Annotated in this window: 14 protein-coding genes and 2 riboswitches; of the genes, 9 read left to right on the forward strand and 5 right to left on the reverse strand. The window is 65.8% G+C overall.

Translation table 11 applies throughout. From position 1 onward, the window contains the following. Nucleotide 1: 1 nt before the first annotated feature. Both K8374_RS13475 and K8374_RS13480 read left to right on the forward strand, forming a co-directional pair. On the forward strand, nucleotides 2-1,042 hold the full coding sequence (locus tag K8374_RS13475) for an HlyD family secretion protein (RefSeq protein ID WP_224455972.1): 1,041 nt from the start codon (nucleotides 2-4) through the stop codon (nucleotides 1,040-1,042). A 37-nt stretch (nucleotides 1,043-1,079) separates the two neighbouring features. Further along, a complete protein-coding gene (locus K8374_RS13480; RefSeq protein WP_224455973.1) occupies nucleotides 1,080-2,027 on the forward strand; it encodes an NAD-dependent epimerase/dehydratase family protein in 948 nt (315 codons plus the stop codon). Nucleotides 2,028-2,078: 51 nt separating this feature from the next. Here K8374_RS13480 and K8374_RS13485 read toward each other — a convergent pair whose 3' ends face one another. Continuing rightward, nucleotides 2,079-3,404 (reverse strand): sigma-54 dependent transcriptional regulator, encoded by a 1,326-nt coding sequence (locus K8374_RS13485; protein ID WP_224455974.1) that lies wholly within the window; start codon nucleotides 3,402-3,404, stop codon nucleotides 2,079-2,081. A 332-nt stretch (nucleotides 3,405-3,736) separates the two neighbouring features. On the opposite strand from K8374_RS13485, the gene K8374_RS13490 reads away from it, so the two are divergent. After that, entirely contained in the window at nucleotides 3,737-4,003 is a 267-nt protein-coding gene (locus K8374_RS13490) for a hypothetical protein (RefSeq protein WP_224455975.1), read from the forward strand. Between the two features lie 117 nt (nucleotides 4,004-4,120). Here the strand turns inward: K8374_RS13490 and K8374_RS13495 are convergent, their stop codons facing one another. The 4 genes from K8374_RS13495 to cobW all read right to left on the reverse strand — a co-directional run bounded on the left by K8374_RS13495 (nucleotide 4,121) and on the right by cobW (nucleotide 10,636). Continuing rightward, entirely contained in the window at nucleotides 4,121-4,678 is a 558-nt protein-coding gene (locus tag K8374_RS13495) for a vWA domain-containing protein (RefSeq protein WP_411969642.1), read from the reverse strand. 110 nt (nucleotides 4,679-4,788) lie between these two features. Next, a complete protein-coding gene (locus K8374_RS13500; RefSeq protein WP_224455977.1) occupies nucleotides 4,789-5,802 on the reverse strand; it encodes an ATP-binding protein in 1,014 nt (337 codons plus the stop codon). 1 nt (nucleotide 5,803) lies between these two features. After that, nucleotides 5,804-9,565, reverse strand: coding sequence for a cobaltochelatase subunit CobN (gene cobN / locus K8374_RS13505; RefSeq protein WP_224455978.1), 3,762 nt, complete (start codon nucleotides 9,563-9,565; stop codon nucleotides 5,804-5,806). 3 nt (nucleotides 9,566-9,568) lie between these two features. Next, entirely contained in the window at nucleotides 9,569-10,636 is a 1,068-nt protein-coding gene (gene cobW / locus K8374_RS13510) for a cobalamin biosynthesis protein CobW (protein ID WP_224455979.1), read from the reverse strand. A 98-nt stretch (nucleotides 10,637-10,734) separates the two neighbouring features. Further along, nucleotides 10,735-10,933, reverse strand: a riboswitch (cobalamin riboswitch). A gap of 204 nt (nucleotides 10,934-11,137) precedes the next feature. After that, a riboswitch (cobalamin riboswitch) is annotated at nucleotides 11,138-11,358 on the forward strand. A 94-nt stretch (nucleotides 11,359-11,452) separates the two neighbouring features. Between cobW and K8374_RS13515 the strand changes: the two genes are divergently transcribed. The 6 genes from K8374_RS13515 to K8374_RS13540 all read left to right on the forward strand — a co-directional run bounded on the left by K8374_RS13515 (nucleotide 11,453) and on the right by K8374_RS13540 (nucleotide 14,660). Next, nucleotides 11,453-11,638, forward strand: coding sequence for a CbtB domain-containing protein (locus K8374_RS13515; RefSeq protein WP_084858074.1), 186 nt, complete (start codon nucleotides 11,453-11,455; stop codon nucleotides 11,636-11,638). Between the two features lie 10 nt (nucleotides 11,639-11,648). Then, entirely contained in the window at nucleotides 11,649-12,338 is a 690-nt protein-coding gene (locus K8374_RS13520) for a CbtA family protein (protein ID WP_224455980.1), read from the forward strand. A 17-nt stretch (nucleotides 12,339-12,355) separates the two neighbouring features. After that, nucleotides 12,356-12,748, forward strand: coding sequence for a cobalamin biosynthesis protein (locus K8374_RS13525; protein WP_224459323.1), 393 nt, complete (start codon nucleotides 12,356-12,358; stop codon nucleotides 12,746-12,748). Nucleotides 12,749-12,784: 36 nt separating this feature from the next. Further along, a complete protein-coding gene (cobM, locus tag K8374_RS13530) occupies nucleotides 12,785-13,537 on the forward strand; it encodes a precorrin-4 C(11)-methyltransferase (RefSeq protein WP_224455981.1) in 753 nt (250 codons plus the stop codon). A gap of 43 nt (nucleotides 13,538-13,580) precedes the next feature. After that, complete coding sequence (locus K8374_RS13535; RefSeq protein WP_224455982.1) at nucleotides 13,581-13,835, forward strand: DUF1272 domain-containing protein; 255 nt, start codon at nucleotides 13,581-13,583, stop codon at nucleotides 13,833-13,835. 210 nt (nucleotides 13,836-14,045) lie between these two features. Beyond that, nucleotides 14,046-14,660: a response regulator transcription factor gene (locus K8374_RS13540; RefSeq protein WP_224455983.1), complete on the forward strand. Its 615-nt coding sequence runs from the start codon at nucleotides 14,046-14,048 to the stop codon at nucleotides 14,658-14,660.

The raw sequence follows: 14,660 nt of genomic DNA on the forward strand, positions 1-14,660 counted from the left end.
CATGAACATTCGCTTTGACAGCCCCAAGGAACTGAACCCGACCCATGACCATGGCCTGAAGGTGCTCTACGCGCCGGGCAAGCGCATGGCGTTTCGCCTGCGCTGGTACCTGATCCTGTTCCTGGTCGCCAGCCCGCTGCTGTGGTTGCTGGGCAAGCTGTTGTTCAGCCTGGTCCTGATCGATGCCCCGGCGCAATTGCGCCTGCCCATCGAAGAAGTGCGCGCCCGTGATGCCGGCCGGGTCGAGCGGTTGCATGTGACAGCCGGCGAGCAGGTCCAGCCCGGCCAGTTGCTGGTGAACCTGGACAACCCGGAGTGGCGCGTACGCCTGCAACAACTGGCCGCCATGCCCACCGAGATGCCGACCGCTACGGATTCCGAATGGGTGAGCCGCGAACGACAGTCGCTGCGGGCCAGCGCCGGGCGTGCGGGCCAGCGGGTACGAGAGCTATCTGCCCTGCTCGCCCAAGGCGCGGCCACCCGCGGTGAGTTGATGGCCGCGCAGGCGGAACAGGACCGACGCCAGGCCGAGCTGGCGGCCTTCGAGCGCCGCGAACAGCTGACCCGCCAACCGCGCGAGTTCGACCGCCAGCTGATCGAGCAGAACGCCGAACGGCAATGGCTGCAGACCCGTTTGCAGGCGCTGTCGCTGGTCGCCCCCGAGCCTGGGCGTATCGCCGAGGTCCTGGTGACGCCCGGTGAGAATGTCGGCCCGGGCACTTTGCTGATGCGCCTGGAGCGCGTCGGCGATCCGCTGCTGTGGATCTACCTGGAGCCTCACAATATCGGCTACGCCGGGGTCGGCCAGCCGCTGCAGGTCCGTATGCCGGACGGCAACTGGCTCGATGCCCATGTAGTGCAGGCCGTGGACAGCGCCGGCCGCACGCCAGTGGTGCTGCGCGGCCCGTTCGCCGCCAGCGAGATGGGCCTGCAGGTGGCAGCGCGCTTCGACCAGCCACTGTCGGCACGCTGGCGCATCGACCAGTTGCCATTGCATGTACGCTTCCCCACCAACTGGAAGCGCGCCCTGGGCTTCGACTGATCCGGCAGGTCTCATCCAATCGTGGAGTAAGCATCAAATGCCTTCCGAAAAAATCCTGGTTACCGGCGGGGCCGGCTTCATCGGCTCGCACCTGGTCGAAGCCCTGTTGGAAAAGGGTTACTGCGTACGGGTACTGGACGACCTGTCGACGGGCAAGCTGAGCAACCTGCCCGTCGACAACCCACGCCTGAGCGTGATCATCGGCGATGTCGCCGATGCCGAGACGGTGGCCCAGACCCTGAAGCACTGCACAGCGGTGGTCCACTTGGCAGCCGTGGCATCGGTGCAGGCGTCGGTGGACGACCCACTGCGCACCCACCAAAGCAACTTCATCGGTACCTTGAACCTGTGCGAGGCAATGCGTGAGCGAGCGATCAAGCGGGTAGTGTTCGCGTCCAGCGCGGCCATCTACGGCAGCAACGGCCAAGGCAGTGCCATCCATGAAGACACCCCCAAGATGCCGTTGACCCCTTACGCCTTCGACAAGCTCGCCAGCGAGCATTGCCTAGGGTTCTACCAGCGCCAGCACGGGCTGGAGCCGGTGATCCTGCGCTTTTTCAACATCTTCGGCCCGCGCCAGGACCCAAGTTCGCCCTATTCCGGAGTCATCAGCATCTTCAGCGAGCGAGTGAACGCCGACAGCCCGATCACCATCTTCGGCGATGGCGAGCAGACCCGCGACTTCGTCTATGTCGCCGACTTGGTGCAGGTTCTGATCCAGGCTCTGGAAAGCCCTGCGCCCTGCCCGGAGCCGGTGAATGTCGGGCTCAACCGCGCCACCAGCCTCAACGACCTGGTCGCGGCCTTGAGCCAGGCCACCGGCAAGTCTCCCGAACTGCGCTACGATGCCGAGCGCCCGGGCGATATCCGTCATTCCCGTGCCGACAACAGCCGCCTGCTGGGCCAGTTCACCCTACCGACGGTCACGGGCCTGGAACAAGGGTTGACGCGCCTGTTGGCCAGCCTCAAGGGCCAGGGGCGCTGACCGTGACACTTCCATCAAAGCTGCTACGGCAAACACGCTGTTCTTTTGACCTCAGCGGATCTGGTGCTTGTGCAGCAGCCGGTAGAAGGTGGGCCGGGACACGCCGAGCACCTTGGCGGCGATACTGAGGTTGTCGCTGTGCCGATCGAGCACATCACACAGCGCCTGGCGTTCGGCGCGGTGCTTGTAGTCCTCCAGGGTACCCAGGGGCTGATCTTCCTGCTCGGTACCCTGTAACCCCAGGTCCTGCGCCTCGATCTGCCGCCCTTCGGCCAGCACCAGGCCGCGCCGTACCCGGTTGGCCAGCTCGCGAACGTTTCCGGGCCAGTCGTGGCGGCCCATGACTGCCAATGCATGGTCACTGAACGAGCGTGGGCGCCTGCCGGTCTCCACGCTGTAGAACTGGGCGAAGTGGCTGGCCAGCATCGACAGGTCGCCATGCCGGTCACGCAGTGGCGCGGTGACCACCTGCAACACATTCAGCCGGTAGTAGAGGTCTTCTCGAAAGCGCCCCTGGAGGATCGCCTTCTCCAGGTCCACATGGGTTGCGGCCAGTACCCGGACATCCACGGGGATAGGTTGGTCCCCGCCGACCCGCTCGATGTGTTTTTCCTGCAGGAACCGCAGCAGGTTGGCCTGCAGCTCCAAAGGCAGGTCGCCGATCTCGTCGAGAAACAGCGTACCGCCGTTGGCCGCCTCGATACGCCCCACCTTGCGCTGGTGGGCACCGGTAAAGGCGCCTTTTTCATGGCCGAACAGTTCCGACTGGATCAGGTGCTCGGGGATGGCGCCGCAATTGATGGCAATGAACGGTTTGTCGCTACGGTGCGACTGGCGATGCAGCGTACGGGCCACCAGCTCCTTGCCCGTACCACTCTCTCCCCGGATCAGCACTGGCGACTCGGTGGGCGCCAGTTTGCCGAGCAACCGGCGCAGCTCGCGGATAGGCCGGCTGTCGCCGAGCAGTTCGTGCTCAGGCTCGTCGACCCGCACCGAGCCCTTGCCACGCAGGCGCGCCATGCCAAAGGCCCGTCCGAGGGTGATCTGGACCCGCGATACGTCGAACGGCAAGGTGTGAAAATCGAAAAACCACTCGCAAACGAAATCACCGATGTTCTGCGTACGCAGCTCTTCGGCGCTGAGCACAGCGATCCATTCGGTGTTGCTGCGGGTGATGAGGTCCTTGACCGCCTCGGGATGGCGCAGGTGCGAAGGCTGCAGGCGCAGCAGGCCGACATCGCACGGCTGGTCCAGGGCCGAGGCCAGGGTACAGCTGTGGACATCCCAACCGACGCTGCGCAGGCCCGGTAGTAGACGGTGGCAATCGTCGCATGGGTCGACGATCAGCAGGCGGCGTTGAGCGGTCGGTTCGGGCATGACTGTTCCTTGGCGCCAGAAAGTGTTTTTTAAGTAGAAACAGTAAGTTGCAACGTCCGAATTAACAGTAGCAATGAACGTCGACAAACCCACGACCGTTTGTCCGCCAGTGGTGATCACCTGCCGGTCATCTGGGAATCTTTGGAAGTTTCGGGCGTCACAGGCGCACAGGTTGCGCTACTTATCGCGCACCCTTTGAAAAAATTTTTAATGGCTGTGTGACTTCAACCCCAACTTGGAGCATCAGTACGAATAACCCCGCGCTGCGCAGCTCTGACTATCAAGCAACGCGGACATCACTTCGCTGTTTGGGACCATAGAGAGACCGAACCATGAACGCCCCGCTCCGTGTCAACGAAGCACTGCTGATCGCCGACCACGCCTTCGAACCCTTCCAGTGCGTAGCCTGGGATGCACCCAACGGTACTGGTGAGCTGAGCCTGGCAGTGATCGACCGGACCAGTACGCGTATCGGCAGCAAACAAGTATCCTCGCGTATCTATTCCGACCCTGCGCAATGGGCCAGCTTGATCGAGGAAGTGCGTGCCGAACTTTGCGAACAAGGTTATGACCTGCAACCCTGGTCGATGCCTGAATAATATCGACGCCCCACACAGGTGCGTGGCCCGCTCACGCACTTGTGCAACTTTCCCTCTGCCCTGTCGGCAACTTTTTATTTGCGGCTTATTGTCGCAGCCCGCACGTCTTCAGCACGTTCAAGCCAACGGCTTGAACTGCTCGATGTGCCGATAATCGGCCTGCAGTTGCGCCGCCAGTTGCTGCCCCCGCCCCACACGCACCGCCGCCCGTTCGATGTCCACCAGTACCGTCGCGCACGGCATCGGCTGCAGTGGGCTCCAACGCTGCAGGCGACCATCGGTGACGACCAGGCAGCGCCGGGTTTCCTGGGGGTGTCGCTTTTCGCGTGCCAGCAACCAGCGGCGCGCTTCTTCCAATGCCGCGATCAATGGCGTACCGCCGCCTGCACCGAGTGCCTGCAACCACGGCTGCAGCGCCGCCGATGCCTTGAGCCCATGACGCTGCCAGCGCGGCGCACCACCGCTGGCCGTCAGCAGGGCCAGGCGGGCACGCTGGCGGTAGGCCTGGTCGAACAGCTCGGCCAGCAGGCCCTTGGCCTGGGCCAGCGCCTGGTTGCGCCGGGTGGACGCCGAGGCGTCGACGATCACCAGCCACAGCTCCGGCGCCTTGGCCTGGCGCTGTTGCCAGCACAGGTCCTGGCGTTGCCGCGGTCGCCCTTTGAGCAAGGTGGGCAGCCAGGCGACCCGCGTCGAACCAACACTCCGGACCCGGCCTCGGGTGGCACCGGCGAGCGCTCCTGCCTGGGGCCTGGCATCCACCGCCTGTGCAGCGGGCGGGCGGATGCTCAGGGCTTTTTTGCCCAGTTCGGCACCTCGCGCCGGACACCGCTGGCGACCGCCTGCGGTGCCAACGCGCCCCAGTCGCCCTCGCCGCCCTGAGGGCCTGCATGGCCACCGCTCGGCGCCGGCGCTGTGGCCGGGGCATCGGCCGTCGGCAGTTCGCGGCGCCGATGGCGCAAGGCGAATTCAGCCACGGCCTGCACGTCGCCCTGTTCGATCGTCTCCCCCCCTCGCCAGGCGGCGTGGGCCCGAGCCGCGCGTAACCAGACCAGGTCGGCACGCAGGCCGTCGACACCTGCGCTGAAGCAGCCTTCGGTGATCCAGGCCAGGGCCTGGTCATCCAGCGGGATCTGTGCCAAACGCTGGCGTGCAGCCTGGCAGCGTTCGCGCAGCTGCGCCTGGGCATCGGCCCACTGCGTGCAGAACGCCTGCGGGTCGCTGTCGAAGGCCAGCCGGCGGCGAATGATCTGCTGCCGGGCCTCTGGCGGCGGCAGGCCTTCGAGGGCGACATTCAGGCCGAAGCGGTCGAGCAGCTGCGGGCGCAGCTCGCCTTCCTCAGGGTTCATGGTGCCGATGAGCACGAAGCGGGCGTCGTGACGGTGCGAGATGCCATCGCGCTCGATGCGGTTGGTGCCACTGGCAGCTACGTCCAGCAGCAGGTCTACCAGTGGGTCGGGCAACAGATTGACCTCATCGACGTAGAGCACGCCGCCATCGGCCTGGGCCAAGACACCGGGAGAAAACTGCGCCTTGCCCTGCCCCAGCGCGGCATCCAGGTCCAGGGTGCCGACCAAGCGTTCCTCGGTGGCGCCCAGTGGCAAGGTCACGAACGGCGGTGTGTGCCCGGGCGCTTGCAGCAGGTCGGCCAGGCCGCGGGCCAGCGTGCTCTTGGCCATGCCCCGGGGGCCTTCGATCAGCACACCGCCGATCTTGGGGTCGATGGCGGTCAGGCACAGGGCCAGCTTGAGGTCGTCGGCCCCAACTACGGCGGCCAGCGGGAATTGCAAGGGTTCATTCATTTCAGGCTTGTTCCTCGCCATCGAGCAATTGCTCTTCGAGCGCTTGGCGGTAGTCACCCGGCGTTTCCCACAAGCCGCGCTGCTGGGCTTCGAGCAAGCGCTCGGTGAGGTCGCGCAGGGCCTCGGGGTTGTGCTGGCGCATGAAGTCACGGGTCGCGGGGTCGAGCACATAGGCATCGGCCAGGGACTGGTAATGGTGGTCGTCGATCAGGTGCGTGGTGGCGTCGAAGGCGAACAGGTTGTCGACCGTCGCCGCCAGCTCGAAAGCACCCTTGTAGCCGTGGCGCTTGGCGCCGTCGATCCACTTGGGATTCAGGGCCCGGGCGCGGATCACCCGGTTCAGTTCTTCCTTGAGGGTCCGGATGCGCGGGCGGTCGGCCTGGCTGTGGTCGCCGTGGTAGCTGGCCAGGGTTCTGCCGGCCAGGGTTTCGGAGGCTGCGAGCATGCCGCCCTGGAACTGGTAGTAGTCGTTGGAATCGAGCAGGTCGTGTTCGTGGTTGTCCTGGTTGTGCAGAACCGCCTGCACTTGGCCCAGGCGCCGGGCGAACTCAGCACGCGCTGGGGTGCCTTCGTCGGCGGCGCCATAGGCGTAACCGCCATGGTTGAGGTAGACCTCGGCCAGGTCGTCACGGGTATGCCAGAGCCGACCATCGATGGCGTTCTGCACGCCGGCGCCATAGCTGCCGGGTTTGGCGCCGAAGACCCGCCAGCCAGCCTGCCGCGCTGCCTGCTCGGGCTCGACGCCTTCAGCCAGCAATATTTCGCGTTCGCGTCGCACGCGGGCGGCCAGGGGGTTGAGGTCCTCGGGCTCGTCCAAGGCTGCCACCGCCTGTACCGCGGCGTCGAACAGGCGGATCAGGTTGCCGAAGGCATCGCGGAAAAAGCCCGATACGCGCAGGGTCACGTCTACCCGTGGGCGGTCGAGGAGGCTCAAGGGCAGGATCTCGAAATCGTCGACCCGCTGGCTGCCGCTGGCCCACACCGGGCGCACGCCCATCAAGGCCATGGCTTGAGCGATGTCGTCGCCACCGGTGCGCATGGTCGCGGTGCCCCACACCGACAGGCCGAGCTGTCGCAAATGGTCACCATGGTCCTGCAGGTGACGCTCGAGGATCAGGTTGGCCGAGGCGAAGCCCAGGCGCCAGGCCGTGGTGGTGGGCAGGTTGCGTACGTCCACGGTATAGAAGTTGCGGCCCGTGGGCAGCACGTCCACGCGCCCACGGCTGGGCGCGCCGCTCGGGCCTGCCGGAACGAAGCGCCCGCTCAGCGCCGCCAGCAGGCCGTCGATTTCCGCTGCGCCACAGCCATCCAGGGTCGGCGCCAGCGTGTCGACCAATGCCTGGAGTACTGTCGCGACCGGTTGCCAGGCGGGCTCGCCAGGCAATTGCAAGTGCCCCGCCAAGGCCTGCTCGATCAGCACCAGCGCCAGGAGCTCGAGGCGTTCGCGGGTATCACCGCAGGTGCGCCAGATCGCGTCGTCGAGTGCCTGCAAACGTTGCGGGCGCGGCCCCTGCCACGGTTGGCCGAGGTCACAGTCCAGCGGATCGAAGCCCAGGGCCATGGCCTTGGCCAGGGCGCGGACAAGGCTGGCGTTGGCGCCTTTGCCATCGCCGCGCTCGACACGCAGCAGCGCCAGCAAGGTGTCGCGGCGCAAACGCCCTTGCGGCGACTGCCCGAACACATGCAGGCCATCGCGGATCTGCGACTCCTTGAGGTCGCACAGGTAGGTATCCAACCGTGGCAGCCACAGTGCGGCATCGTCCAATTGCCCCTCGAGCTGAAGTTCGCGGTCGATATGGTTGGCCTTGACCAGTTCGAGGATATCGCCCTGCAGTTCGCGAGCCCGGCGCGGGTCGAGCAACTGCGCCTCGTAGAATTCGTCGGCCAGACGCTCCAGGTGGCGCAGCGGGCCGTAGGTTTCGGCGCGGGTCAGCGGCGGCATGAGGTGGTCGATGATCACCGCCTGGGTCCGGCGCTTGGCCTGGGCCCCCTCGCCCGGGTCGTTGACGATGAACGGATAGATATTCGGCAGCGGGCCGAGCAATGCGTCCGGCCAGCACTCGGCAGACAAGCCGACGCCCTTGCCGGGCAGCCATTCGAGGTTGCCGTGCTTGCCGACATGAATCACGGCGTCGGCGGCATAGCCGTTGCGCAGCCAGAAATGGAACGCCAGGTAGCCATGCGGCGGCACCAGGTCCGGGTCGTGGTAGACCGCGCTGGGGTCCACCTGGTAGCCCCGGGCGGGCTGGATGCCGACAAAGGTCAGGCCATAGCGCAGGCCGGCGATCATCATCCGGCCGCTGCGGAACATCGGATCCTGCTCCGGCGGCCCCCAACGCTCCAGCACGGCCTGCTGGTTGGCCTGTGGCAGCGAGGTGAAGGCCTGCTGGTAGTCGGCCAGGCTCAGGCTCTGGGCACAAGGGCGCTGGTCGAGGTGGTCCAGGTCGTTGGTCACACCGCCCAGCAATTGGTGGATCAAGGCGGTGCCGCTCGGCGGCAGGCCCTCTACCGGGTAGCCCTGCCCCTGCAGGGCCTGGAGGATATTCAGCGCGGCGCCTGGAGTATCCAGGCCAACGCCGTTGCCGATGCGCCCGTCGCGGGTCGGGTAGTTGGCCAGCACCAGGGCCACACGCTTCTGCGCGTTGGGCAGGCGCGCCAGCATCACCCAGCGACGTGCCAGTTCGGCGATGAAGTCCATGCGCTCGGGGTGGGCGCGGTAGCAGACCACGTCCGACTGGCTGCGCTCGCTGCGCCAGGCCAGGTCTTTGAAGCTGACCGGCCGGGTGATGATACGCCCATCCAGCTCCGGCAAGACGATGTGCATGGCCAGGTCACGGGCGCCCAGGCCCTGTTCGCTGGCCTCCCAGGCCGGCTGGTTGTCCTGGGCGCAGATCGCCTGGAGCACCGGGATGTCGCGCCGCAGCGGGCGCAGGTTGGGCTGCTCCGGGCTAGACAGGGCAAAACCGGTGGTATTGATCACCACTTCAGCGCCGGCCTCGTCCAGCCAGGCCTCGACCTGCGCCAGGCAGGCGGCCTCCTTGAGGCTGGCCACGGCGATCGGCAGTGGGTTGAGCCCTGCGGCGTGCAGGCGCTGGCAGAACACATCGACGAACGAGGTGTTGGCCGCCTGCAGGTGCGATCGATAGAACAGCACCGGCGCCACAGGTTGGTCGGGGTGCCAGTGGGCGTACCAATCCTGGAGGGTCGCGCTGGGCTTGCCGGGGTGGTACACGCTGGTACGCGGCAAGGGCTGCGGTTCTTGCCAGGCGTAGTCGCGCTCCAGCCACAGGCTGGCCAGGCAGTTGAACAGGTTCAGGGCGTTGGCCTTGCCGCCCTGGCGCAGGTAATGCCACAGGCGTTCGGCCTGTGCGCCAGTCACCGTGCCCAGACCAGTCAGTTCCGGGTCCGGACGGTCGTCACCGGGCACCAGGATCAGCTGGATGCCACGGGCGGCCAACGCCACCAGCTGCTCGACACCATAGCGCCAATAGCCGACGCCACCGTGCAACGACACCAGGATCACCTTCGCATGGCGCAGCACCTGGTCCACATAAAGGTCGACCGAGGCGTGGTTCTGCACCTGCATGGGGTTGGCCAGGCGCAGGCTGGGGAAGCCCTCCGGCAGCTGCTCGGCGGTTTCGGCGAGCAACGCCAGGTGCGAGTCGCCGCTGCAGAGAATCACCAGTTCGGCCGGCGTCTGGCCGAGGTCGGCGATGCTGTCGTCCGGCACGAAGCCGCCGGGCTGGGTCCGCAGCAGGTGCATGGGTCAGGCGCCCAGGGCCTGGCGCAGGCGCGCTTCCAGCTGCGCGGCGTCCAGGTCCTGGCCGATCAGCACCAGGCGCGTGACGCGTGGCTCGTCAGCGCGCCAGGCACGGTCGAAGTGCTTGTCGAAGCGGGTGCCGACGCCCTGGATCAGCAAGCGCATGGGCTTGCCGGGGATGGCGGCGAAGCCCTTGGCGCGCAGGATGCCGAACTCCACCACCAGTTGGGTCAGGGCGTCGAGCAGCAGGCTCTCGTCCGCCTCCGGCAGGTCGATGGAAATGGAGTCGAAGGCATCGTGGTCGTGATCGTCGTGGTCATCGCCGTCGTGATGGGCATCATGGTGGGTACGGCGACCGTCGATGTGCGCCTCGGCCTCGGCCCCCACGCCAAGCAGCACCTCAAGCGGCAGGCGGCCGCTGCTGGCCTCGATGACCTTGACCGCCGGCGGCAGCTCCTCCAGCACCTCGGCACGGACCTTGGCCAGGCCTGTAGCATCGATCAGGTCAGCCTTGTTGAGCACCACCAGGTCGGCGCTGGCCAGCTGGTCGGCGAACAGCTCGTGCAGGGGCGACTCATGGTCCAGGTTGGGGTCGAGCTTGCGCTGGGCATCCACCTGATCGGGATAGGCCGCGAAGGTGCCGGCGGCCACGGCCGGGCTGTCGACCACGGTGATCACGGCGTCGACGGTGCAGGCGTTGCGGATTTCCGGCCACTGGAAGGCCTGTACCAGTGGCTTGGGCAAGGCCAGGCCGCTGGTTTCGATGAGAATGTGGTCCAGGTCACCGCGGCGTGCCACCAGTTCACGCATGACCGGGAAGAACTCCTCCTGCACGGTGCAGCACAGGCAACCGTTGGCCAGTTCGTAGACACGGCCACTGGCCTCCTCCTCGGTGCAACCGATGCTGCATTGCTTGAGAATTTCGCCATCGATGCCCAGTTCGCCGAACTCGTTGACGATGACCGCGATACGCCGGCCCTGGGCGTTATCGAGCATGTGCCGAAGCAAGGTGGTCTTGCCCGAGCCGAGGAAGCCGGTGACGATGGTGACGGGGAGCTTGGCCAGTGTTTTCATGTCGCGATGCCCTTGGCAGGATGGCGCGGGCATGCAGGACGAAAGCCTCGGCCTTGTCGGTCGGGCTCGTTCGCCACCGGATCACCCCGCCCGGTTGAAAGTCGAAAACGTCACGAGGCAGGTCTCCTGGCTTGCACCGTACCGGCCGGAGCCGGTGGAGCGACGCCTTCCCGCGCAGGGCGCAGTGGCTGTGTCGATCCTGTTCAGTGCCTACAGTTGCGGGGGCAGCCGCGGCTTGGACCGCGTTCCCGTCTTAGCTGCGGCCGACGCCGCAGAACCTCGAAGCGGCAAGGCTACGCAGTGGTGGGTAGGCGGTCAACCATCAGCGCAGTATTCCCTCCATCTCCATAGAGAATGGATTTTGTGGGGGCGGCGCACTCTCGATGGGAGCTGGCGATAGCCTGCGATGGGCTGCAAAGCAGCCCCAAGCCCTCAAACGCTGGAACCCCTCCAGACTCAGCGCCTTCGACACCAATTGACGGAGCATCGGCCGCATGCTTTGCTTGCACCTTGCGTTCAGGTGCCCCCTCGGGGGTGAAACGGGAAACCGGTGCGTCGCAGGCCCCAAGGGGCCAGACAAGGCCGGTGCTGCCCCCGCAACGGTAAGCGAGTGCGCGTCTTGACCACTGTGCCGCGTCGTATGGCATGGGAAGGTGACGCTGTCCAGGGAGCCTGCCTCCTCCTCGCCAGCCCGGAGACCGGCCTGACGACGAATGAACACCCCGCGGTGGGCGGGTGCTGTCGTGTGCCCTGGGCAAACCCTGCCCAGGCGTGACGCCCGTGCCCGTCGCCCCTAAAAAAGCAGAGGAACGCGTCATGTCCGTCACCAGTGCCAAACACAGCATCGCCACTCCCGTCAGCCTCAGCCAGCGCGTGCTGCTCGCCATCGGCGCCAGCCTGCTGGGCCTGTGCCTGGTCTACTTCGCCGGCTTCTCGCACATCGAGGCCGTGCACAACGCCGCCCACGATACCCGCCACAGCGCCGCCTTCCCTTGCCACTGAGTACGCCTGCATGATCAAGCGCATTGCCCGCACCGCCGGCTTCAGCGGGTTGCTCGCTGCCCTGCTGCTTACGCTGTTGCAGAGCCTCTGGGTCACGCCGCTGATTCTCCAGGCGGAAACCTACGAGAACAACGCCCCGAGCGCCGAGCACCACGCGCATGACGATGGCGTGGCCGCCCACACCCACGACGCCGAAGCCTGGGCCCCTGAGGACGGCTGGCAACGCCTGGGGTCCACGACCGGTAGCAACCTGGTGGTGGCCGTCGGCTTCGCCCTGGTCCTTGTCGCGCTGTACAGCTTGCGCGAACCCCGCACGTTGGGCACCGGAGCCTTGTGGGGGCTGGCCGGCTTTGCGGTGTTCTGCCTGGCGCCCACCCTCGGGCTGCCGCCGGAACTGCCAGGCACTGTTGCGGCCGACCTGGGCCAACGCCAGGTCTGGTGGATCAGCACGGCGGCTGCCACCGCCGTGGGCTTGGCGCTGGCAGTGTTCGCCCGGCATTGGCTGTTCAAGGCGCTCGGTGTGGCCTTGCTTACAGCCCCCCATCTGGTAGGCGCCCCTCAGCCAACCGTCCATGAGAGCCTGGCCCCCGAGGCCCTGGAAACCCAATTCAAGCTTGCCTCCTGGTTGACCAATGCGGCCTTCTGGCTCGCGCTCGGCCTGCTCAGCGCCTGGCTTTATCGTCGTTCCAGCCAGGCCTGATGACTCGCCCTCCCGTGTTGCCGGCGTTCTACGCCGGCTTCGGCTGTCGCAAAGGCTGCCCGGCCGACCACCTCGAGCGGCTCCTGCGTGACGCACTGGCTGCCCATGGCCTGCAACTGGCGCAATTGCGCGGCATCGCCAGCATCGACCTCAAGGCCGAAGAAGCCGGGTTGCAGGCACTGGCCAGCCGCCTCGGGCTCGCCCTGACGCTGTTTCCGTCCGTACAATTGCACGCCTTCGAACCATTGCTCAGCCATCGCTCTGCCGCCGCATTCAACCACAGTGGCTGCTGGGGGGTCGCCGAAAGTGCAGCATTGGCGCTGGCCGCACAAAAACAAGGGACGCCCCGGTTGCTGGTGCCACGCCAGGTAGGCGACCGGGCTACCGTTGCCCTGGCGTGCAGCCGATAATCGCTGCTCCTTATTGCCCTACTGCAAGGACTTCCCATGACGGTCTTCTTCATCGGTGCCGGCCCCGGCGATCCGGAATTGATCACGATCAAGGGCCAGCGCCTGATCCGTCAGTGCCCGGTGATCATCTATGCCGGCTCACTGGTGCCCGCAGCCGTCCTGCAGGGCCATAATGCCCATACGGTGATCAACAGCGCCGAACTGCACCTCGACCAGATCATCGCAGCCATGCGCAACGCCCATGAACAAGGCCAGGATGTCGCCCGCGTGCACAGTGGCGACCCGAGCCTCTACGGGGCGATCGGCGAGCAGATCCGCCACCTGCGCGAGCTGGGTATCGACTACCAGGTCATCCCAGGCGTCACGGCCACCGCCGCCAGCGCCGCCCTGCTCGGCTGCGAGCTGACTTTGCCGCAAGTGGCGCAGACGGTGATCCTCACCCGCTACGGGGACAGCTCGCCCATGCCCGCGGGCGAGCAACTGGCCGACCTGGCCCGGCACCGCAGCACCCTGGCGATCCATCTGGGTGTCAAGCACCTTGAACGTATCGTCGCCGAGCTGTTACCCCACTACGGCCCGGATTGCCCGGTTGCCGTGGTGCACCGCGCCACCTGGCCGGACCAGGACTGGGTGCGTGGGACCTTGCAGGATATCGTCGCGCTCACGGCAGCCAAAGGCTTCCGGCGCACGGCATTGATCTTGGTGGGCCATGTGCTGGGCGACACTCCATTCGCCGAGTCGGCCTTGTACCGGGCCGGGCACGCTCACCTCTATCGACCCTTGGGCTGAAGCCCAAGATCATTCCTACAAAAAACAATATGAGGTTACACAGATGCTCGAACTGCGCCCCAACTGCGAATGCTGCGACATCGACCTGCCAGGCGACAGCCCGGACGCAAGGATCTGTTCCTTCGAATGCACCTTCTGCCGGGCCTGCGACGAGGCGCATTTCCAGGGACGTTGCCCGAATTGCGGTGGCCAACTGGCCCCCCGGCCACCTCGAGTCGGCACCGCCCTGCTGAACAACCCGGCCTCAGGCCAGCGCGTCATCAAGCCCCATAGCCGATGCACCCGGGCCGGCGGATAGGGACCGCGGGTTGACGATGACTGTCCAGCCTGTACCATTGCCATGCCGTTTGTAGGAATTTTCAACAAACACACTTCGTTTATTCAACGACCCTACGCTTCCCATTACTATGCCCCCCGAATAAACGTATCTTGCGCGCTCCGCGCAGGTCCCAGAGGGTATTCCTGCGGGATTTCAGGAAACGGACCACATTCCTACAGGAGTTATCCAATGACAGCCGTTCTGATGGTTGACGACCATCCAACCGTTCGACTCGCGGTACGCATGTTGCTCGAACGCGAACGTTTTCGCGTCATCGGTGAATCAGGAGACGGTATCGATGCCGTGCAGCAGGCCCGCGCACTGCGCCCCGACGTGGTGATCCTCGACATCGGCCTACCTGGCCTTGACGGCATGGAAGTGATCAAGCGACTGCAATTGCTTGAGCCTGCACCGAAGATCATGGTGCTCACCGGCCAACCTGCCGACCTTTATGTACGTCGCTGCCTGGATGCCGGGATCGCCGCCTTCGTCAATAAAGATGAGGACCTCGACGCCCTGGTGTTCGCCTTGAAGGCGCTGGTCAAGGGTTACTCGACCTTTCCACAGATGTCGGTCAACAGCAGTTCGCTGGAGAGCGAGTGCGAACGTCTAGGGAGCCTTTCGAACCGTGAAATGGAAGTGCTGCGTCGCCTCAGCCGTGGGGAGAACAACAAATTCATCGGCGAATGCATGAACCTCAGCGCCAAGACCATCAGCACCTACCGGGGTCGTATCATGGACAAGCTCAAGACCGAGTCGCTGGTCGAGATGGTTGACCTGGCCAAACGCAACCAGGTCGCTTGA

Origin of the sequence: Pseudomonas sp. p1(2021b) (assembly GCF_020151015.1) — a bacterium.
In the GTDB taxonomy this organism is placed as follows: domain Bacteria; phylum Pseudomonadota; class Gammaproteobacteria; order Pseudomonadales; family Pseudomonadaceae; genus Aquipseudomonas; species Aquipseudomonas putida_K.

Bases quoted from the DNA above. Each gene is read 5' to 3' on its own strand.
- K8374_RS13475 (WP_224455972.1), top strand. From the start codon at position 2: ATGAACATTCGCTTTGACAGCCCCAAGGAACTGAACCCGACCCATGAC.
- K8374_RS13480 (WP_224455973.1), top strand. From the start codon at position 1,080: ATGCCTTCCGAAAAAATCCTGGTTACCGGCGGGGCCGGCTTCATCGGC.
- K8374_RS13485 (WP_224455974.1), bottom strand. From the start codon at position 3,404: ATGCCCGAACCGACCGCTCAACGCCGCCTGCTGATCGTCGACCCATGC.
- K8374_RS13490 (WP_224455975.1), top strand. From the start codon at position 3,737: ATGAACGCCCCGCTCCGTGTCAACGAAGCACTGCTGATCGCCGACCAC.
- K8374_RS13500 (WP_224455977.1), bottom strand. From the start codon at position 5,802: ATGAATGAACCCTTGCAATTCCCGCTGGCCGCCGTAGTTGGGGCCGAC.
- cobN (WP_224455978.1), bottom strand. From the start codon at position 9,565: ATGCACCTGCTGCGGACCCAGCCCGGCGGCTTCGTGCCGGACGACAGC.
- cobW (WP_224455979.1), bottom strand. From the start codon at position 10,636: ATGAAAACACTGGCCAAGCTCCCCGTCACCATCGTCACCGGCTTCCTC.
- K8374_RS13515 (WP_084858074.1), top strand. From the start codon at position 11,453: ATGTCCGTCACCAGTGCCAAACACAGCATCGCCACTCCCGTCAGCCTC.
- K8374_RS13520 (WP_224455980.1), top strand. From the start codon at position 11,649: ATGATCAAGCGCATTGCCCGCACCGCCGGCTTCAGCGGGTTGCTCGCT.
- cobM (WP_224455981.1), top strand. From the start codon at position 12,785: ATGACGGTCTTCTTCATCGGTGCCGGCCCCGGCGATCCGGAATTGATC.
- K8374_RS13535 (WP_224455982.1), top strand. From the start codon at position 13,581: ATGCTCGAACTGCGCCCCAACTGCGAATGCTGCGACATCGACCTGCCA.
- K8374_RS13540 (WP_224455983.1), top strand. From the start codon at position 14,046: ATGACAGCCGTTCTGATGGTTGACGACCATCCAACCGTTCGACTCGCG.